Annotated in this window: 17 protein-coding genes; 1 reads left to right on the top strand and 16 read right to left on the bottom strand. The window is 68.6% G+C overall.

The annotated features are described in order from the left end of the window. The first annotated feature begins 27 nt into the window (after positions 1-27). Positions 28-885 carry a DoxX family membrane protein gene (locus AB4083_RS05485; protein ID WP_441606746.1) on the top strand — a complete coding sequence of 286 codons (858 nt, stop codon included), beginning with the start codon at positions 28-30 and terminating at the stop codon, positions 883-885. Positions 886-901: 16 nt separating this feature from the next. On the opposite strand, the gene AB4083_RS05480 is transcribed toward AB4083_RS05485, so the two are convergent. The 16 genes from AB4083_RS05480 to AB4083_RS05405 all read right to left on the bottom strand — a co-directional run bounded on the left by AB4083_RS05480 (position 902) and on the right by AB4083_RS05405 (position 20,393). Then, positions 902-2,494: a DUF6519 domain-containing protein gene (locus AB4083_RS05480; RefSeq protein ID WP_441606745.1), complete on the bottom strand. Its 1,593-nt coding sequence runs from the start codon at positions 2,492-2,494 to the stop codon at positions 902-904. A 10-nt stretch (positions 2,495-2,504) separates the two neighbouring features. Beyond that, the gene (locus AB4083_RS05475; RefSeq protein ID WP_441606744.1) at positions 2,505-4,751 is read right to left on the bottom strand and encodes a hypothetical protein; all 2,247 of its coding nucleotides are present in this window, start codon (positions 4,749-4,751) and stop codon (positions 2,505-2,507) included. Beyond that, complete coding sequence (locus AB4083_RS05470; protein ID WP_441606743.1) at positions 4,748-7,906, bottom strand: putative baseplate assembly protein; 3,159 nt, start codon at positions 7,904-7,906, stop codon at positions 4,748-4,750. The genes AB4083_RS05475 and AB4083_RS05470 overlap by 4 nt, the downstream gene beginning before the upstream one ends. After that, a complete protein-coding gene (locus tag AB4083_RS05465) occupies positions 7,903-10,707 on the bottom strand; it encodes a putative baseplate assembly protein (protein WP_441606742.1) in 2,805 nt (934 codons plus the stop codon). Before AB4083_RS05465 ends, AB4083_RS05470 begins: the two co-directional genes overlap by 4 nt. Further along, positions 10,704-11,075, bottom strand: coding sequence for a GPW/gp25 family protein (locus AB4083_RS05460; RefSeq protein ID WP_441606741.1), 372 nt, complete (start codon positions 11,073-11,075; stop codon positions 10,704-10,706). Before AB4083_RS05460 ends, AB4083_RS05465 begins: the two co-directional genes overlap by 4 nt. A 7-nt stretch (positions 11,076-11,082) precedes the next feature. Beyond that, a complete protein-coding gene (locus AB4083_RS05455) occupies positions 11,083-11,406 on the bottom strand; it encodes a hypothetical protein (protein ID WP_441606740.1) in 324 nt (107 codons plus the stop codon). Positions 11,407-11,417: 11 nt separating this feature from the next. After that, positions 11,418-11,924 carry a phage baseplate assembly protein V gene (locus tag AB4083_RS05450; protein ID WP_441606739.1) on the bottom strand — a complete coding sequence of 169 codons (507 nt, stop codon included), beginning with the start codon at positions 11,922-11,924 and terminating at the stop codon, positions 11,418-11,420. Beyond that, entirely contained in the window at positions 11,921-13,057 is a 1,137-nt protein-coding gene (locus AB4083_RS05445) for a hypothetical protein (protein WP_441606738.1), read from the bottom strand. The genes AB4083_RS05450 and AB4083_RS05445 overlap by 4 nt, the downstream gene beginning before the upstream one ends. Further along, complete coding sequence (locus AB4083_RS05440; protein ID WP_441606737.1) at positions 13,050-13,370, bottom strand: LysM domain-containing protein; 321 nt, start codon at positions 13,368-13,370, stop codon at positions 13,050-13,052. Before AB4083_RS05440 ends, AB4083_RS05445 begins: the two co-directional genes overlap by 8 nt. 48 nt (positions 13,371-13,418) lie before the next feature. After that, a complete protein-coding gene (locus AB4083_RS05435; protein WP_441606736.1) occupies positions 13,419-13,790 on the bottom strand; it encodes a hypothetical protein in 372 nt (123 codons plus the stop codon). 49 nt (positions 13,791-13,839) lie between these two features. After that, positions 13,840-14,499: a hypothetical protein gene (locus AB4083_RS05430; RefSeq protein ID WP_441606735.1), complete on the bottom strand. Its 660-nt coding sequence runs from the start codon at positions 14,497-14,499 to the stop codon at positions 13,840-13,842. Continuing rightward, positions 14,496-15,251: a CHAP domain-containing protein gene (locus tag AB4083_RS05425; protein WP_441606734.1), complete on the bottom strand. Its 756-nt coding sequence runs from the start codon at positions 15,249-15,251 to the stop codon at positions 14,496-14,498. Before AB4083_RS05425 ends, AB4083_RS05430 begins: the two co-directional genes overlap by 4 nt. Positions 15,252-15,346: 95 nt before the next feature. Next, positions 15,347-16,429: an eCIS core domain-containing protein gene (locus tag AB4083_RS05420; protein ID WP_441606733.1), complete on the bottom strand. Its 1,083-nt coding sequence runs from the start codon at positions 16,427-16,429 to the stop codon at positions 15,347-15,349. Beyond that, complete coding sequence (locus AB4083_RS05415; protein WP_441606732.1) at positions 16,426-17,223, bottom strand: hypothetical protein; 798 nt, start codon at positions 17,221-17,223, stop codon at positions 16,426-16,428. The genes AB4083_RS05420 and AB4083_RS05415 overlap by 4 nt, the downstream gene beginning before the upstream one ends. A gap of 7 nt (positions 17,224-17,230) precedes the next feature. After that, entirely contained in the window at positions 17,231-18,538 is a 1,308-nt protein-coding gene (locus AB4083_RS05410) for an eCIS core domain-containing protein (RefSeq protein WP_441606731.1), read from the bottom strand. A 13-nt stretch (positions 18,539-18,551) separates the two neighbouring features. Next, positions 18,552-20,393: an eCIS core domain-containing protein gene (locus AB4083_RS05405; protein ID WP_441606730.1), complete on the bottom strand. Its 1,842-nt coding sequence runs from the start codon at positions 20,391-20,393 to the stop codon at positions 18,552-18,554. Positions 20,394-20,400: the final 7 nt, after the last annotated feature.

Below are 20,400 nucleotides of genomic sequence, written 5' to 3'. Positions count from 1 at the left end.
CCACGCGCCCCACCAGGGAGACAGGGTATGGAACGATCGATCCACGCCGGCCGCAACGCCTTCGCCACGACCGGCGCCAACGCCATGTCCACGCGCCCGGCCTATCTCGTGTTCGCCGTCGTGATGGCCGCGCTGGGCGTCATCGGCCTGGTCTACGGCGATGTCGCACTGGTATGGCAACGCATCCCGATCGAGCACCTGCCCGGCCAGCAATGGCTTGCCTACGCCTTCGCCGTGATCGAGCTGGGCACCGGCCTCGGCCTGCTCATTCGCTCCTTCGCCAAGCCTGCCGCCGCCGTGCTGTTCGTCTATATGGCGCTATGGGCCGTGCTGCTGAAACTGCCAGCAGTGGTGGCGGTGCCGCAGATGGAAGCCACCTGGCTGGGCTTCGGCGAGATCGCGGTCATCCTTGCCGGCGCCTGGGTGATCCATGCATGGCTCGCCGATAGCGGAGCGTTCCTTGCCGGCCCCAAAGGCATTCGCAATGCGCGCGTGCTGTTCGCCATCTCGCTGCCGATGATCGGCCTGTCCCATTTCTTCTACAGCCCGCAGACCGTCGAGCTGGTGCCCGGCTGGCTGCCTTCGCCGCTGAGCTGGGCTTACATCACCGGCGCCGGCAGCATCGCGGCATGCCTTGGCGTGCTGTTCGGCGTGTTCCCGCGCCTGGCCGCGACGCTCGAAGCGATCATGCTGGGCGTGATCACGCTGCTGGTGTGGGGACCGAAGCTGTTTGCCGTGCCGCTGGACCGCACCGCACTGACCGCGTTGGTGATTTCCGCAGCGATTGCCGGCGGCGCCTGGATCGTCGCGGAGTCATACCGTGGCCTGCCCTGGCTGGCCACCGGCCAGGCTGCATGGAAAACACCGTCCGCCGGATCGGCGTGACGGTGTCCCCGCGCGCCTAGCCCCCCTTCTTCTTCGCCGGCGCGGCCACCGCCTTCTTCGCCGCGGGCTTGGCGATCGCCATCGGCTGCACATCGACGCTATTCGTCGACCGCCGATCCGACTTGTTCATGATCAGCGAACACAACGAATCGAAGCGGCAGCAGCATTCGCTATAACCCGCTTCCCCGCCGAGGCAGCCCAGCACGGCTTGGTGGTGCATGCCGCTCGATTGCACCGACATCGCCGTGCCATCCGGCGCCTGCGGCCAGTCGAGCGTGCCGTTGCCGGCGACGCGCGCGGGGATCAGCCAGTAATCGCCATTGGCATAGATGCCGCCGGCCTGGAAGCTGACCTGCACACCGTCTTCCAGCTCGATGGTCTGGCCTTCCAGCAGCGGCACGCAGCCCTGCGCATCGACGTCGCCGCGCTGGTCCCAGCGGCGCAGCAAGGGATGCTTGTCGGGGGCGTTGCTGACGGCATACGGCGTGACGTTCTTCGGCACCGCCAGCGTCACCATGTTCTGCGCCGTGTCGATCGCCATCACCTGCAGCAGCGGCGCGGCCAGCTGGCTCAGCGTGTAGTTGTCATCGACCAGTTCCACCCAGTCGTTCACCGCCAGGCCCAGCCGCGGGTCGCGCCCCAGCGTGGCGAGCGATACCGCCAGCTGTGCGCTGCCGTCGTTCTGCGGCGTGCTGTCCGCGCGCAGGATCGGGAAGATCACCGAACCGTTCTCGCGCGACCATTTGAAGTTGGTGCCGGAGGGCGCACTCAAGCTGCCTGCCGCGCCACCCTGGTGTATCTCCACCCGATACAGCTGGTTCTCGCAACCGCGGTAGCGCGCATCGGCGGCAATCACGCAGGGATCGTTGTCCGAAGGTATCGGGCCCAGTTGCGCGCGCAGCTGCGGCCACGCATAGGCGGCGCGAGAGCCGAGCACCTGGCGCAGCGAAGGGCACGGGTCGCCATTGATCCCCAGGTTGCCGGCCGCGATGTCGTTGCGCAGTTGAGTGACGTCGGTGATCTGCTGCTTGATCGCGGTCTGGTCCGCGCTGCTCACCGCGGCCTCCAGGCGGACCTTCAGCGCGGCGATCACCGCATCCAGCGTGGCCAGCAGCGGCGCCGGATCCAGATCGAGCATGCGCACCTGCCACACCGTCTGCGCGCGCGAGGCGGTGTCCACGCCGTTCAGGGCGAGGTCGGCGATCTCCGGTGCTTCCAGGGCGCTGAGGTGGCGCTCCCACACATCCAGCCACAGCGCGAAACTGCTCGGCGGCTTGTTCCAGTCGTCGCCGGTGTCGGTGGTTGCGGGCGCATACGGCTGGCTGTCCAGCGTACACATCGCCTCGTTCTGGCACAGGATGCCGTCCACGTAGAAATGGCCGGGTGCCAGTTGCCAGTCGGAGACATGCGGTTGCGTGGTGATGGCGAAGCCGGTGCCTGGCGCCCAGCACGGGCCCACCAGGTCAGCGATCATCGTGCGCAGCAGAAACAGCTGGATGCCGGCCTGCTCGTTCCAGTCCGCCTCCAGCGTCACCCTTCCCTGCTGCTGCATGACCTGGCTGTAATGACGTGCCGGGTCGAAGGTGACGCGCGCAAAGTCGCCTTTCATGATCGATCTCCTAACTTGCGAAAAGAATGCCGGCATCGGTATCGGCGGGTGCGTATTCCTGCAGCCGCCAGGCGAGGTTCGCCTCGCGCTGCGGTTCATACAGGTCGTGATACACACCCATCGCGGATGAGTCGGACGCGCCGGTGCGGAGCTCGACGCAGGCGTCGTCGTCCAGCCGGGCGTAGTCGGGCGTGCCATAGCGCAGGCTGCGGAACTGCGGCACCACGCGCAGCGTTTCCTGCGCCTGCTGCGCCTGCTGCGCCGCGGGCACGGCGGCCAGCGCGAGGTCGGGTTGGCAATGGAAGCGCTGCGGCGTGCGCGAACCCGGCGGTACGTAGCAGAAGCGCACGCAGCCGAACTGGCGGCGCAGCACCCGCACCGCGCTGGTGAAGATGCAGTCCTCGGCCAGCGCGATGCTGTGCGCCTGCACCTCGCCGACGATGGTGCAGCGCTTGAAACTGGCCTGGACATAGGCCACCGCTTCGTCCGGCGCACCGAGCGCGATGCGTTCGATGCCGGTGGCATCCACGATGCTGTCGCAGACCTGCAAGGCCGGCGGCTCGCCGTGGCGTACCGGGCTGATTACCGAGATCGCACCGACGATGCTCTGCTCGATCCGCAGCGAGGCGCGCGTGCCGTCCAGGGTCACGCTGGGTTCGCCAGGCCGCTTCGGGTCGCAGTCGCATTGCAGCGCCCAGCCCGGCACCAGGGTGCAATGGCGGATCACCAGTTCGCACAGATCCGCCGTGCGCTCGGTGCCTTCCGTGTCCTCCGGCCCATGCACTTCCACGCCGCGGCCGACGACCAGCAGGCCGTCGAGCAGCACGCGGCTGCCGGCGGCGCCGCCGATATTGAGCGCATCCGGCTGGCTGGCGCGCACGTCGAGCAGGCGCAGGATCGGCCGCGTGCGTTCGGCGGCGCGGATCTGCACGGCTTCTCCGGCGGCCAGTTGCAGGTCGATGGCGCCTTCGTAGATGCCGCTCTCGGCCAGTTCGACGATCAGCGCGCGCAGCGACGGGTCCGCCGCCTTGGCCTGCGTCCATGCGGCGAGCGCATCGGCGATGCTGGTGAAATGCCCCGGCGGCAACGGCGCCGGATCGGCGACCGGCAGCGCGGTATGCACGATATAGCGCGTGGCGTTCTCCAGTTCCGGCACCAGCCGCGCGTATTCGCCGCCGCCCAGGTCCGCGGCGAAACCGTAGTTGTAGGACACCCACACGCCGCGCTTGGGCCGCTGGTTGGCCGGGAACAGCAGGCGCCCGGTTTCCGGATCGACCGCGACGCGACCGCGCGGCACCTGGTAGCGCCAGGCGGAGAGGTCGGCGGGGATCAGCGCCTCGATCGGCACCGGCAGGCCCTGCCCCTTGGCTGGCCAGTCGGGTGCATAGATCAGCACGCTCTTGCCCGCGCCATACAAGGCCGGCGACACGCTGGCGTAATCGGCCAGCGGGCCGCGCCGCGCGAAACGGTAACGGCGCAGCGGCACCGGCAGGTTGTGTTCGCGGGCGATGTGGGTCGGTCGGGTTTCCGCGACCGGCCGCTGGAACAGCGGTGTGTCGTTGCCCAGCACGCTGAAGCTGAAACACTGCGGGCCGCGTTCCTCCAGGCAGTACGCCGGGGTGGTGGTGACCGGATAGCTGCGCAGGCGGAACACGAACAGGCCGACGTCCGGAATGCCGTAGCGCCCACGCTGATGTTGGCTACTGAGACGGCGCACATCCACGCTGTGCGCCAGCGGATCGAACGCGCCGTTGGCCCAGGCGATGCGCTGCATCACGCCCGGGTCGCGCAAATCCGCAGTGCCGCCGCGGTGCGGATGCTGATGGTCCAGATGCTGGGTCCAGCCCAGCAGCCGATAGAACTCGACCGCGCGCGCCGGCCAGCCGGCGGCATCGCGCGCCAGGTCTTCCAGCAGCGACAGCGTGCCCTTGCGGCGGCGTGCGTCGATGGTGTTGGCCACGTCGGCACGCGGCGCAAGCACGCGGCCAAGACGCGCGGCGTGCACGCTGCCGTCGGCCAGGGTCGCCGCCTCCGGCAGCAGCGAGTAGCCAAGCAGGTCGCCGATATACGGCACCACCCAGTCGTCGCAGGTTTCGATAAACCAGTTGTCGTAGAGGCGCGTGATGTCCTGCTCCAGCACATTGGCCTGGGCCGACAGCACGCGCAGCAGGTCGCGCAGCGGATAGCCCTGGTCCGCATCGCGCATGCGGTACACCACGGGCATCAGCTCATACAGGCGATCGGGGTTGGCGCTCATGGCGTGGCCTCCTGCAGCAGCAGCGTGTCGGGCACGGTGGGCAGGAAACGGGCGAGCTGCGCCGGCAGCGGCCGGCCGTCATCGTCGTAGCGCGCCGGCAAGGCCTGCACGCGCTGGTTCACCCAGGACTGGCTGCCGCCGCCATTGGGCCCGTTGGTGGATGTCGTGCTGAGGAAGGACAGATTGTTGCCGCCCTCGCCCTTGTCGCCGTTGTCGCCGCCGACACCGAAGCCCTCCAGCACCGTCGCCTCGTCCAGGTGGCCGAACGCATCCGCATCCACCCAGGCCACGCCGCGCACCGCCTGGATGCAGGCCACGATCTCGCTCAGATAAACGTTCTGCGCCAGGCCTCGCCGCTCGAAACCGAAGCGGCCGAGCAGGGCCGCGCGCACCTGCGGCTCCACCGCCTCCCAGCTGTAGTCCGGTGCCAGGCCGACTTTCGCGCTGAGCGTGACCGCCAGCAGCTCGCGCACGTCCAGGCTGACCGGCAGGGTCGGATCGCCGTATTGGCGCAGCGCCTGCAGCAAGTTGCGATACAGATCGGAGGTGACATCCACCGGGATGTCCGCCGCGCCGGCAATAGTCACCCGCACCTGGGTGCCGAGCTTCACCGCCGCGGCCTTGCCGACGCCGCCGAAGGTGCGCGCGAAGTCGGCGTAGTCGGTGATCGACACCAGCCGGTCCAGCGCGAGCACGGCCAGCGGCACGTTGGCGCGCGCCTGGTCGCGGGTTTCCGCATCGGCGCCACCGGAGGCGCGCAGCGGGTTGATCACGTTCTTCACGCCCAGCGGCTTGGTGGTGAGCAGGCTGATCTGGCCGGCCCGCACATTGCCCGGCGCGCCGATGCCGTTGCGATACACCGCGGTGACGTTCTCCACGCCGGTGGGCAGGCGTGCGCCATGCTCGCCGTTGCCGAAGACCACGCTGGTCTTGCCGTTGTCGTCGGTGGCGGTGACGAAGCGGCGCGCATTGCCGTCGACAAAGGCCAGGTTGCGCACTTCATGCCACTCCACCTGGTTCACGCGCACGGTGAGCGTGCTCTGCACGCCGTCCACGGTCGCCGCCGGCACATAGGTCAGCGGCGGCTGCTTGAGCACGAACACCTGCATCGGCGTGCTGCCGTCGCCGCTGCCCAGCACCTCGTTGCGTGTCTCGCCGTTGGTGGCGCGCACCACATTGGCGAAGATCGCCACCGTGCCGCGCTTGTAGGTATAGGCCAGGCCCTGGTTGGCCAGCACCAGGGTGCTGTGCACGGTATCGCCCGGCAGATCGGGCGGCACGCCCTGCTCCACCGCCAGCAGCATCACCAGCTCCGCGGCGATCACCGTATCGGTGCCCGGCACGTCGGTGCGCTGCCCCTGCACGATCACCCAGCGGCCCGGCTTGAGGCCGTCGACCGGCGTGTCCAGCGTCACCCGCGTGGCGCCGTCGCCGGGGATGCCGTCACTGATGGCGTCGAGATTGCCCATGTCGTCGGCGATCGACAGCACCGCCAGCGGCAGCAGTTCGCTCTGCGCATGCACCAGGGTGCTGCGCAGCGTCGCTTCGCTGGGTACCGGCCATGGCACGCCGCTGCCGCTGGTGGGGCCGGCCAGGGTGAGCTGGGTGCTCTTGCCGCTCATGCCGTAGTCGCTGTGCGGCAGCGTGCGCGCGGCCTGGAGCTGGCCGATCACGGGAATCGCCGTGCCCTGGGTGTGGATCATCACGTAGCCACCGGCGCTCACGCCGTCATAGGCATTGTCCAGCCACAGCACGTTGGCCGTTTCGTGAGTGGTATCGAGCGTTTCCCGCGAGGGCTTGGAAGTCCATTCGCCGCTGGTGCTGTTGTAGGTCTGCACGATGTCGATCGGCGCCGGCGCGTTGTAGCCGAACAGCGGTGCGGCCACGCGCATGGCGTACACCCCGTTCAACGCGGGAGATGGCTCGCCGTGCTGCACTTGGGTCCAGGCGTTGTAGAAGGTGTCCGCCAGCGGCCTGGCGAAATTCAGCAGCAACTGCGGCCGTGCATCGCTGGCCAGGCCCAGGGCGGTGGCCAGGCTGCGCTGCAGGCGCAGGCTGTTGGCCGGCTGCAGGGTCACCGGCTGGATCAGCGCGTCGAACAGCGCGCCGAAATCCGCATCGTTCGAGCCGCCGTTCCCGCTGCTGCCGAACGCCTGCTGCACGCTTTGCATGAAATCGAGCACCGGTTGCGCAGCGCTTTGATAGTTTTCCAGTTCGAAGACGCGCGTGAACTCGACAAAGCTGCCGCCGTTGCCTTGCTCCAGCAGCAGCTTCTGGCGCACCGCTTCGATGTTCTCCAGCCAGCCCGTATGGGTGTAGGCCAGCAGGGCGATGGCCTTGTTGGCCGCCACCAGGATCTGCACGGTGACCGCATCCAGGGGCTGCAGCAGCACGCGGCTGCGCTGCTGCTCCGGCGGCAGCACGGCACCGGTGGCCGGATCGCGCTGCTGCACCTCTACCGACCGCACCCGCCGCAAGGCCGTGACACCTGTGCTCAACTGGCCGAACAGGAACAGCAGCGGGTCGTTCAATTTCAGCTGCGTATTGGCGTTGGCCACCCACAGTTCGCCCAGCCCGCCGATGGTGCCGAGCGAGATGTTCTGCGGCTGGGTCAGGCGTGGCCGCAAGGTGTTCCATTCGCGCCGTGCGTCCAGCGGCTCGGCCGTCTCGAAGGTCTGCATCTGCTCGCCCGGCGCCGGCACCGACTGCGCCTTGGCGCCGAGCGGGATGGTCACCGCCGACGAGTTGTCGTCGATGGTGTAGGCCAGGTAGACGCTGGCCGCTACACCGGGACGCAGCCGGTAATCCACCAGCCGGCCGAGCTGCAACACCGAGCAGCGTTCGGTAGCGGTGCGCAGATAGCCTTCGTTGGCGATGCGCTCCTGGTAGAAGCTCAGCACGTCCGCGCCCACCGCCCACGCGTCGAGCAAGGCCATCGACGGATCGTCCAGCTCACGCGTGCGCAGGCCCTGCAAGGCGGGCAAGGCCGCGTCGCTGAGATCGAGCTGCATGGTGGCGCGGAAGTCGGCGTAGCTGCCGACGCGATAGACCAGGCTGTCCAGCCCGGGCCGGTTGTAGAGGGATCGCGGCGTGCTTGCGCCGGCGCCGCAACCACAGGCACAGGCGTGCTTCCCGCAGGCGCTGCAGCAACTCATCGGCCACCTCCCATGATGAACGCGATGCTGCCGTGATCGGGATGGTCCGGATCGTTGTCGACCTGGGCCAGTTCGGTGGCCGCCAGATGCAGCAGCCCGTCGTCCGGCGCGCCATGCGCGCCGAGGTCGTCCATGCGCCGTAGCGTGCGCACCACGACATGGGCCACGCCAACCACCGCCTGCGCCTCGGCCATCAACGCGCTGACGCTGACGGAGGCACCCAGGCGCAGCCGGTCCGGATGGAAGAAGCCCGGCGTGCCGTCGCTGCGCAGGCCGGCGCTGAAGCGTTCGAGCAAGGCCGCCTCCACGTGCGCCGAGAGGAAATCCGGCAGCACGCAGACGAACAGCTTGATACGCAGCGGTACATAGCGTGCGGCGAGCACCGCCACGTCGTGACCGATGCGCCGGTAAGGCTGCAGATCGGCCAGCACCCGCGCGGCCAGCGCCGGCGGCAGCGTGTCGCGGCCGAGCGGGTCGATGACCACGTCGGCCTCGTACCAGCTCCCGTTCCAGGCCATCGCACAAGCCGCGCCCTGCACCGCCGGCTCGCTCGCCGCGAACCGGGCATAGTCGTCGGCGACGATCGCGCGCAGCGGATGCGCGCGGAACGCACCCGGTGCATAGAGCTTCACTTCGGCCAGCGTTTCCGCGGCCTGCCCGCCGCTGGCCGCCAGCGGATTGCGCGGCACCAGCCCGTCCGGCAGCACGCCATTGCGCAACGCCACCCACACGATGCTTTCGCGCCCGACATTGCCGGCGCTGCCATTGCCGATGCGCGTGCGTGCACGGAAGAAATCGCCGGCCTGCGGCTGGCGCCCGAGCACGCCGTCGCCGAAGCGCAGATGCGCGGCGCCGTCGTCGTCGATCTCCACCACGAAATGGCGGTCATCGGCCCCGCTCTCCAGCAGGTCCTGGCGCGAATCCCAGCGCCACTGCTCATCCGGCGTAGCGGCCACCAGGACGTCGCTCAGCGCGCCGCCATAGACGTCCAGCTGCGGCAGTGCCAGGCGCGGATCGCGTGCCAGCAACCGGCACACCGGCGCGTTGGCCTGGCCCGGCAAGGGCTCGGCCCAGGTCAGCGGCGTGCCCGGCAGCATATGGCCGGTATCGGAGGGCGGCCGACGCACGTCCAGCACCGCGCCTTCGCAGCGGCAGCAGCCGTATTCGGTGGAGCCAGGCACCAGCCAGCAATCTTCGGCCAGAGCATCGCAGCGTTGGCAGGCATCGGGCATGGCGGCCCGCGCCGTAACGAGACCCGGGTAATCTTCATCCCCCTGCCCCGGCGGCGTGCACAGTGCCGCGCAGTTGCACTGCCCCGGCAGATGGTCGCCATGATCGACCAGCAGCACATTGCCGCGCGCCAGGCTGACATCGTGCAGCCAGGCGCAGTCGGGCGACGGCTTGCGCACCGACAGGCACAGGTCGAACGGCAGCGCATCGCAGGCATCCCAGCTCACCTGCAGCAGCAAGCTGCCGTCGAGCGGATCGTTGATCGCCTGCACCGCCGTCAGCCGCACGGCATGGCGATGCTCCGGGTTGGCGTCCGCCGGATTGCCGGTGGCCGGCCCCAGCACTTCCTCGAAGATCAGCAGGTCGCCGACCTGCAGCTTCAGTGCGCGCTGCGGTACGGCGACCGCGGTGCGTGCCAGCTCGATCGATGGCGTGTTGCCGCCATCGCCCGTCGCCGGTGTCGCTGGTGTGCCCGGTGTCGTGGCAGGCGGCGCCGGCCCCACGTCCACCAGCGTCGCCTGCGTGCTGCCGCGCGGCAGGCAGCACAGCTCGTCGCCCCAGGTATACAGGCGGATCGCTCCACGGGCGGCGCTGACCGTGATGGTGGTGGCGCCGTCCAGCGGCATCGGCTCGAACACCAGCGCGCCTTGCGTGCGCGCCTTCGCCAGCTGGCCGGCATTCAAGCCGCCCGGCGTGGCGTCGGGCTGCGCGGGCGGCGGCACCAGCAGCAACAGATTGTCCAGATCGAGCGTCGCCTCGCCCACCGGCAACTGCAAGGCCACCAGCGCACGCGCATTGCAGCCTTCGTGCATGCGGTAATCCACCAGCCGCGCATGCCGCCGCACCGAGATGCGCCGGCGCGCGGTGGACAGATAAGCCTCGGTGGCGACGGCGTCCTGGTAGTAACTGAGGTAGTCCGCGGTATAGGCCAGCGTCTCGACCAGGGCGATGCCGATATCGGGCACGTGGCGCTCAGTCCAAGCCGGCGCATCGAGCGCCATGCGGTCGAGGAACAGCTGGCGGAAGCTCGCATAGTCCTTCGCCAGATAATTGATCTCCGGCGGCGGCTCCGGCGTTTCCAGGCAGGGTGTCGCCACGGCGCAGTCGAGATCCTTCGGGCAGCTCAGGCGGAAGCGCAGCGCCACGCAGGCATAGCGCGGATCGAAACCGGGATACGCCATCCATGCAGCCGGATCGTTGCCGGACGCGGCATCGACCAGGCACAGGCAATACGGCGAATGGTCGCCTTCGCGATCCAGCACCACGCGCAGGCAGGCGTCGTCGTGCATCTCCGGCTCGTTCTCCTCGCTCACCGCGAGCACGCGCAGGCCGGTGATGCGGTCGCCGCCGCTGACCCGCACATTCGCTATGCCGATGCCTGCGGGAATCGGGCCGAACAGATGCACGCACAGGCTGACGCCATCGTCGCCGACTTCCACGAAGTCGATGCCGTTGAGCTGGCCGCCCAGGCGCAGCCGCTCGCGCCGCGCCTCCAGCGCGCAGGACGGCGGCAGGCCGCAGCCGATCGGGACGACCGCGGGCGCCGTGCCGGTACTCATATCCGTATTCATGTCGCGCTCCCGCGGATACTGGCGGTGCGCACCTCGCCGGTGGCCAGCACCGTGTAGCTCAGGTCCACTTGCAGGATCGCGTCGTCGCTGGTGACCTGCAGCGCGCCGACGTTGATCACGTCGCCGAGATAGCGCTGCAGCGCCGCCTGCAAGGTGAACTGCAGCGCCGCGGCGATCTCCGGGCTGTTCGGCGCGAACACCATCTGCAGCAGGCCGCTGCCGAAGTCCGGCCGGTTCACCCGTTCGCCCGGGCGGGTGAACAGCAGCTGCTCGATCATGTCGCGCACGTGGTCGTCGTCATCGGTGAGCGCGGTGCGGCCGCGGCGGTCGAAGGCGAACGGAAAATCGAGGTTGATCGCGGGGTCCATGACATCCTCACATGGCGGTGACGCGCATCTGGCTGGCGACGATCAGCAGCGGCGTCGCCGTCGGCGCGCACAGGGCCTGGCTGTCGAAGCACAGCAGCGGCTGTCCATTGGAAGTGACCCGCGTCGCGCTGGTGACGAACTGCGCGGAGACGCAAGGGCCGTTCGCGGCGGGCGGCGGCGGGAAGGTGCAGCCGGCCACCACCCACGGCCCCGGCATGGCCACGGTGGGTTGTCCGCTCACCGTCACCCGCGGGTTCGGTACCGTGGCCTGCGCCTGTCCGCCGTGCGAGCAAAGCACGCTGGCGCCGACGTGGATGAGGAAGCCGGGCATCGTCCATCCTCCTAGGTCACGACCAGCGCGCCGTTGTTGATGGTGACGGTGGGCCCGGCCAGCACGATGGTGGCGCCCTGGCCGTTGGAGATGGTGATGCCGATCTCGTTGACCATGATCATGGCGCCGGTGGTGGCCTTGAGCAGGATGCCGCCGGTGGGTCCGGGCAGGTCGCTGATCGAGATGGTGTTCTGCAGGCCCGACTGCAGCACCACGCTGGGACTGGCGGGATTGCCGGCCAGCGCCAGCGCGGGCACTTCGGCGGCGATGCCCCAGAAGCCGCCGGTCCAGATCGGGTAATCCGGATCGCCCTGCTCGAACTCGATCCACACGCCCGCGCCGATCTGCGGCACCAGGTACACGCCGTTCTGCTTGCCGGCGAACGGCACGCACGGCATCGCCCAACTGGTCGGCAGCAGGCCGGACACGTCCGGCACCGTCGCCTGGATCCGCCCGAGCTGTTCGGGGTCGACGTTCTGCAGCACGGTGCCGCGGTATTTGCCGTAGTACGTGGTCATGACGGCACCCGCGGCACGGTCGAGATCAGGCCCTTGCGCGACAGGCTGAAGCTCTGCTTGTACTCGCCGCGCTTGATGGTGTGGCGCACCTCGCTGACGTAGTGCAGGCCATCGAAGGCCGGTCCTACGCCGCGAACGCCGACCAGCTGGCGCGACTTCAGCACGCGGCCGTAGCGCGATACGTCGAGGTTGCCGCGACCGGTGACGGTGTCGGCGGATTTGGCCGCCTCCGCCATGCCCAGCAGCAGCGCGCGCACCGGCGAATACTTGGCGGTTTCGGTCAGCTGGTTGAAGTGCTGCGGCGGCGGATCGAGCAGGCCCAGCGGCGGATTGAGCGGGCCGACGTCGGGGAACGGAATCGGGATCGGGATCTTGGTCTGCGGATTCTGGATATAGACGATCGGCAGGCTGCGCGCATTGCCGTTGTAGCTGAAGCTGAGGCTTTCCACATTGCTGGCCGCATCCATGTCGGCATTCAGCGCCGGCTGCGGCACGCCCACCTTGATCTTCGGCCCCCAGTACGCGGTGCTCATCCCCGGCGCAGGACCGGGTTCGATATAGAACACGTAGCCCACGCGGCTCGCCAGCAGGCGGATGTATTCCAGGTCCGTGCCCTGCTGGGTGGGAATGCGGTCGGTGGGAATCGGCACGTCGATGGCGATGCTGGGAATCACCAGCGGCACCACGCCGAGAAACGCGTACTTGGCCAGTAGCAGCGCCACGATGCCTTCGGCCGGCATGGCCGGATACGGCAGGCCCGGCAGGCCGGAGAACTCCAGCTTCTGCATCACCGTGGTGAGATCGTCGCCGCTCACTTGCAAGCTGGTGTGGCGCTGGTCCGCACCTGGCATCACTTCGGTCTTGGTCACCACGCCGTCGATCAGCACCTCCGGCATGCCATTCACCGTAACGATCACGATCACCCGCAGCAACGGCACCACGTCGCCGCCGCTCAGCAGAAACAAGGTATGCAGCGGCGACTGCACGCTCAAGGTGAACTGCAGGGTGAAGGCGCCGGCCTGCTCGTCGGGCTGCACCACCTCGATCTGGGTCAACGCGTCCAGCACCACCTGCGGCACCGGCACCGGCACCACGGGTCCGACCAGCAGCGTCAGGTGCACGCCCTTAAGCATGCGGCACCCCCGGAATGCCTTCGGGCAAGGTAATCGCGAGCTTGCGGCCGATGGTCTCGGTCAGCTCGTCCGGCCGCAGCGCGCGGTTGGCATCGCACAGCCGCCAGAACTGCTCGGGGTCGCCCAGGTAATGCGCGGCGATATTGTCCAGCCGCTCGCCCTGCACCACGCGATGCCACTGCAGCAGGGCGAACTTCTCCGGCGCGGGCACGAAGCGGCGCTTGAGATAGGTCACCGGCGCGCCATCGGCGCGCACGAAGGTGCCGGTGGGCGTCAGCGCGTAGCGGCTGGTGGGCGGAAAGTTGACGATCATGAGGCCATTCCCTCGATAGTCAGACGACACACAAGCAACGGCGCTGCATCAGCAAGGCAGGTCGAAGCAGGCGATACCCTTGATCTTGTTCGCGGCGACCTGGGCGAGTTGCCGGGTGGCGGCGAAATCTGCGCCCGAGGCCATCACCACCGCCATCGCCGGTTGCCCGCCGCGCCCGACACAGGTGGTGGAGAGATAGACGCCCTGCTTGTCGCCGGCCACTTCCAGCGCATTGCGATGCACATTGGCCAGCCCGATCGCGCGCGCCACATCCGAGGCGAAGTTAAGGCAGGTCTTCTCGGAGCTGGTCTTGACCGGCACCTTCTCGAAGTAGAGCGACGAGGCCTGCGCGGCCGGCGCGAAACCCACCGCGCCCAGCACAAGGGGTGCGCTCAACATGACGATCATCAGCCTGTTCATGTCTTTCTCCATAGTTGACGTGACGTGACGCGATCGCGCGGGCCCTGGCTCATGGCACTCCCGTGATGCCTAGCGCGGACAACGGCATCGCCGGCGCCATGCCGGACAGCCGTTCCTTGTTTTGCAGATAGCTCATGAACAGGCTGGCCGCCTTGTGTCCCGGCGGCACGTCGTTCACCGACAGCACGCGCAGGCCGAGGCTGACCTTGGCGCGGATCGGATTGAGCGCAGTGTCGAACGCCTCTTCGGTGATGCTCAGCTCGGTGACGCGCACCGGCAGGATCCGCGTCTGGCTCCATACGAACAGCGCCAGCGGCGTCTCCATCGGGATGATTTCCAGCGTGCCGGCCTGGGACATCGCATCGTTGGCGTTCAACTGCGCGCTGGTCGGATAGATCATCGTTTCCAGCGCCGCGAGCTGGGCGAATACGCCGGTCTGGGTGGCGACGCGGTTGCTGTCGGGAAACTCCAGCTGGTCGGTGGCGTCGATCTCCGCCTCCAGCTTGATGGTCTCCACCGGCGGCCCTTTCAGGCGCAGCACTTCCGAACGGTCGCCGCCATCGGCGCTGATCGCCTGCACCTGCAGCGAACGGGTGATCGAGTCGGGGTTGTACTGCAGCGCGATCACGCGCAGCACGGCCGAGGTGTCCGGGTCGATCAGCACCAGGCCACCCTTCAAGATGCGCGGCGAACCAGGGAAGCCGCTCATGGCACGTGTCCGAAACCGAGCAGCTTGTCCATCCGGCTCAGCACATAGGAGAAGCCCTGCACGACCGGGCTGCGGTTGCCTTCGATGGTGTAGAGCATGCCGTCCTGCACCGAGTGCACAAGGCCGACATGGCCCAGCCAGCCGGCCAGGCTCACCCGCCACCACACCACGATGTCGCCCGGCTGCGGCGCGTAGCCGTCGCCCGGCGTCGAGGCCCAGCCGTGGTCCTTGAATTCGGCGAGCATGCTGCGCGCGCTGCCGATGTACGGGAACGGCATCTTCGACGGATCGCCACCGGCGCCCTGCAGGAAGCAATAGCTCACGAAGGAGGCGCACCAGGGATCGCCTTCCGTCAATCCAGCCGGCGCCAGGTACTTGCGCACGAACGGGCCGCAGTTGTTGCCGCCCTGCTCGCACGCACCGGCCTTCAACTCGCCGATGGCCGCGCCCAGCGCCGCCCTTCCGCGCGCGCTGCCACCGGTCGCGGGCAGCGTGGCGTAGTCCACCGCGGTCGGCGTGACGATGACCGGCTTCGGGTTCTGCAGGCTCCACCAGGTCAGCGGACCGGCTGCACCGTCCACCACCAGCGGCTGGCCATGCTGGTCGAGGTTCTGCGTCTGGAACGCGCGCAAGGCCTGCCAGGTGCGATTATCGAACACGCCGGTGACCGGAGCCGCGTAGCCGCGCTGGTTCAGCAGCTGCTGCAGCTGGGTGACTTGCGCCCCCTGGTCGCCTTTACGCAACGTATCCATGCCTATTGCTCCATCGCGATGGCGTTGTCAGCGCGAGCCGCGCCTGACTTCGCACGATTGACCATCAATGGCGAATGCACTCGCATGCATCCGCCTCAAGCCGTGTCTCCACTGGTCGGATCCCAATGCGTTGCCGCCGGCGCGCTCAGATCCATGGCGCCGCCAGGCAGGGCCGCATTGCGGCAGGCGGTGGTGCAGTCGTCGCCGTTGCTGCCGAAGCCGCGGCCGAGCCGCTGGTTGTTGATGTCCTGGGCGTAGCTGTCGTGCGGGCTGCTGTCGATGTACTCGCGATAGAACTCGCGCGAGCTGCCCGCCAGCCTTGCGGTGAACGCGCCGCAGCGCTTGGTCGAGGCGCAGGCGATCCAGCAATGGCCGAACGCGTCCCATACGTTGCTGGAAAGCGGCGCATGGGTCTGGTTGTAGTACCAGAGCCGGAAACCACCCGCGCGATGCACCGCGTCGCCGAAGGTTTCGTCGTACATCGGGCGCTCCAGCGGGGTAAGGCAGTGATAGGCCCATGCCGCGTAAAGCACCGCACCGACGCCGACCACGCCGGCCGCCACCAGCGGCCAGCCGCGGCGCAGCGTGGCGGACGGGTCCGCGCCGACCATCGGCGCCACCGACGAGACCGGACGCGTCAGCACGTCCATGGCCGTGCGGTCCGCCTCGTGCTCGAACGCATCGTTGCGGTTGCCGATGGTGAGCGGCCGCGTGTCCTGCTGCCGCTGCTGCATGACATGGGACAGCTCGTGCGCCAGCAGGAAGCTGCCCATCATCGAATCCGGGGCGTACTTGCCGTCGGCGAACACGATGTGCCGGCCCGAGGTATAGGCCTGCGCATCCACATCCCGCGCCGAGCGTGCGGCGCTGCCGTCCGTATGGATGCGCACGCCGCCGAGATCGCGGCCGAAGCGCGGCTCGAAGAAGCGGCGGGCGCGATCGTCCAGCGGCCGGCCGGGGCCGCCGAGCGCTTCGTGCACGGTGGCGGGCACCTGGTCGGCAGCCGCCGCATGCTCCGCGTGTCCTTCGACCTGGCGCTCGCTGCAGGCGCGGCACTGCCCGCCGCCCGGCGTATGCGTGCCGCAGGCGCATTTGCGCTGCAGCACGGCACTCGCCGCGCTATGGGCAACCGCCTGGAAGGCAGGCGCGGCCTGGCTCTTGGCGACGCGCTCGCTCATGGCTTCGCCTCGTCGTGGCGCAGGCTTTCGAGCAGGCGATCGATGCTGGCGTACTGCGAAGCCGGATCGGCCATCACGTCGTAATGGGTGGACTGCGCGGCTGCCTCGGACAGATGCGGCGCGAGGCGCGCATAAGTCGTCTCGCGCAGCTCGGCATCGGCCGAGCGCAAGCCTTCGCGGATGCCCGGCAGGCCGGTCAGGTCATGCGCCTGCAGGAGTTGCAGGCCAGCTTCGGCGCACAGCGCGGGTTGTTGCAGACGCCGGGACACGCCGGACAGCAGCGCGTTGTCGCGCGGTTTCGGGATATAGGCGTAGGCGTACAGCGCATACAGGCTGAGCGGCATTTCGCCGGCGCGGATGAAATGTTCGAGCGAGGCCCTTACTTCGACTGCAACGGGGCGCTGCAACAGCAGCAGCGGCAGCGGATGAGCCGCGTTGGCCATGCTCACCAGCGCCCTGGCCAGTGCGGCCTGGTCCACCGGCAACAGCCACAGGCCGGTCTCGCAGGCTTCGGTCAGCGCGAGATCCGCGCGTTCCAGCACGGCCAGCAGGCGCTGATACAGCGGATCGGTGAGGCAGCGCGCGAGCAGGATCACGGCGACGCGCGCGAGCGAAGGCTCCGGCTGGTTTTCCAGATAGTCGAGCAGGCGCTCTCCGGTGGTGCTTTCCGCCAGCAGCTCGCGCGTGGCCGGCTGCGCGAAGAAGGCATCGAGCTGCGCCGCCATGGCAAACGGGTCCGGCAAGTCCTGTCGCAGGACTTCCAGGCGGGTGGCAATGGCTGCGGATGCGCTCATGGCATGCCTATGGCCGCTCGCGCGCGGCGCCGCCGTAGTCGTCGGGGCGGCGCGGCAAGGCCGGCGAATGCTCGGCGGCGATATCGCGTTCGACGTCGACGGCGTGCTGTTCATCGGGTGGCGTGCCGCCCGCCGGAGTCGGGCCGCGCGTGACATGCGTGCCCTGCATCAGAGGCAGTGCATGCCCGCAGACCTCATGCGCAAAGATCAGGTGGAACGGGATATCTACCCAGCGCCCGTTGATCCTGTACTGGCCCTGGAAGCGCGGATCGACGTCCACCGGCGGACTGGCGCGGCGACCGCTTTCGCCAAGAATGCGGCCGCTCGAATCGAAAGTATCCCGTGTTCCAGGGGCCCCGGCCCTGAACCCGATGGTCGTGGTCTGGGTGTTGTTGATGACATCGCACAAGCAACGACAACCCGTCGGCGTACTGGAATTGGCCGGCGACTTGGTCGGCGCAGCGGGCGCAGGCGTGGCGCAGAAATTCGCTGCACCCGCGCTCGCCACGCCCGAAGTCGGATTGACCACGAACTGGCCGTCCGGACAGACCTCCTGCATCAGGTTCTGCACGGCGTTGGTCAACGGCTGCGCCGGCCCCATGGTGCCCGGCGCCACCGGAATCGAATCGCCAGGATTGACCACCAGCCGGCGGCGCAGGATGGGTGCGCGCGCGGCAATGATCGGCGCTGCGGCGAGCCCGCCGCCTGGCCCCACGCTGCTCATCACCCGGCTCGCCATCGCGTCCGCCTCGCCTTCGAGCGGGTCGTCGGCGCTGCCGATATGCAGGCCATTGCCCGTCGCCAGCGTCGGCGTGTCGCCGGCCTCGCCGCCGAAGCGCTGCAAGCTCTGCGCGCCACCTTGCTGCACCACGTGCGCCAGTTCGTGCGCCAGCAATTGCCGGCCGGTGTGTGTCGACGGCGCATAGCTGCCGCGCCCGAACACGATGTGCGACCCCACGGTGTAGGCCGACGCACCGACATCGGCCGCCGTTTCCGCGGCTTGCGGCGAGGCATGCACGCGGACGTGGCTGAAGTCATGGCCGAAGCGCGGCTCCATGAAGCTGCGCGTGGCGTGATCCAGCGCCTGCCCGCCGCGATTCAGTTCGGCATGCACGCTGTCCGGGGCGATCCCATGGGCCACCTCGTGCTGCGCGCGCCGCTGCAAGCTCGCCTTCTTGCTCGCGCATTCGCTGCACTGGCCGCCGCCCGGCGTGGATTTCCCGCAGCCGCATTTGCGCCGCAGGCCGATCGGCGCACGGGTGAGCGCAGGCGTGAAACCCTGCCTGGCGGTCGCTGATTTGTCGGCGCTTGGCATCGTGGCGGCCCTCTCAAGGCTTGGTCGTTTCGACCACGGTGGACGGCGCGATGCCAAAGGCCTTGCGCGCCGCATTGATCACTTTCTCGTCGCACGCGACCGGATCGCGCGTGACTTCTTCGGGTTTGGCGGGCTTGAACTCCTGGGTCACCTTGCTGCCGACCAGGGTGATGTCCGCGCGCCGCATGAAGTCGAAGGCCTGGTCGCGCTGTGCCTTGAACGGCTGCGCCTTGAACGCATCGCGCTCCGGGCCTGCCTTCGGCGCGGTGGGGTCGGCCACGCTGCCCGGCTTCTCGCCGAGGTATTCCTGCACGGCGTCTTCTTCCATCGGGCGGCCCACCGGCTCGGGCTTCTGCTTGCCCTGCATTGGCGGCAGTTCGCTCATGCCTTCGGCCTTGATGCCCGAGGTATCGCAATGCGTGCATACCTTCGGATCCGCCAGCCAGCGGATCGCAGCTTCCGCACGCTTGACCGACAAGCGGTCGTTGCCGATGAAGGCCGGCTCGTGCTCGCGCCCGCGCGGCCCTTCCGGCGAGGTGAAGCCCTGCACCGCGGTGATGCGGTAGCCCTTGGTACTGAGCGACTCGATATCGTCGGGCAGATGGAAATCCTGGCGGATGCTGTCCTTGGCGTAGTCGAAGTACACGCGCCTGACCTGGGGATCCGGACCCTTGAGCTCGGGTTGCCCGGGGTCGGCGGGTTTGCGCGTGACCTTGGCGCAGGCCAGGGTCACGTAGTGGCGCACGGTATGGCACTTGAAGTTCTTCGTCTTGTCGCCGGGCGTATAGCTGAAGGTGATGCCGCCTTGCTTCTGCTCGGCGTCGTACTGGCCTTGGGCACCAAAGCCACCATAGGGCGTCTTGACCTGCACACCCCCGCCATAGGTCGGCTTGCCGGATACGCCGGCCGTGATCGTCGGACCGATCGTCACGGTGACCTTGTCGCTTACCGCGACCTCGATGCCGAGGCCCGCGGTGAGCCGGCCACTCTTGACCGGGTCCTTGCCGGACAGCACGTTGCCGATCGCCTGCGCCACGGTGGCAGGCAGGCTGGCCGAGGGCGAGATGGTGACGCTGGTCTTGCCGTGGCAGTAGGTGATGTCGACATAGACGTTCTGCGAGTTGATGCCCGGCACCGCGGAAATCGTGGTCTTGGGCTCGGGCTTGTCGGTGGAATCGACCAGGGTCACTTCGGTTTCCGACATATCGGGACAGCGCACGACTTTCTGCATGTCGTCCTTGCCGGCATTGGCATAGCACTCGGCGATCTGCCGGCGAACCACGCCGCCGCCCGCCGCTGCCACGTCGGCCCGCTGGCCCTGGGCTACTGCATCGGCGGCACGATCAGCGGCGCGCTCGCTGGCGTCATCGGCCGCGCCCAGCTCGAGCTTCGGATGCAAGCCGCTGCCGCCGGCATCCTGGATGGTGTGGGCCAGCTCGTGCGCGAGCAGGTGCCGGCCGGCGGCCGTATGCGGCGCGTACTGCTGGTGATCGAACACCAGGTGCTGACCCACGGCATAAGCCCGGGCGCCGACGGCACGCGCGGACTGCGCGGCCTGCCCGTCCGTATGCACGCGCACGCCGCTGAAATCGTGGCCGAAGCGCGGCTCCATCCAATGGCGCGCGGCGGCATCCAGCGGACTTCCCGGCGTGCCCAGCACGTCGTGCACGATCCCCGGCACGGTTTGCTGCACGGGTTCCCCGGTGCGCTCCTTGCGGCGCAGACGCTGCTTGCAGCTTTCGCATTCGCCGCCGGCTGCATGGTTGCCGCAGGCGCATTTGCGCCGCAGCACGGGGCTGGCGACGGCCGTGGACGAAACCGGCGCGATCTTCGTGTTGGCAAGCTGCTGCGCCATGCCGCCT

The organism is Dyella sp. 2RAB6 (assembly GCF_052115385.1).
Lineage (GTDB): Bacteria > Pseudomonadota > Gammaproteobacteria > Xanthomonadales > Rhodanobacteraceae > Dyella_D.
The sequence above is the reverse complement of the archived record's forward strand: the minus strand, read 5'-3'. Positions and strand labels throughout refer to the sequence as shown.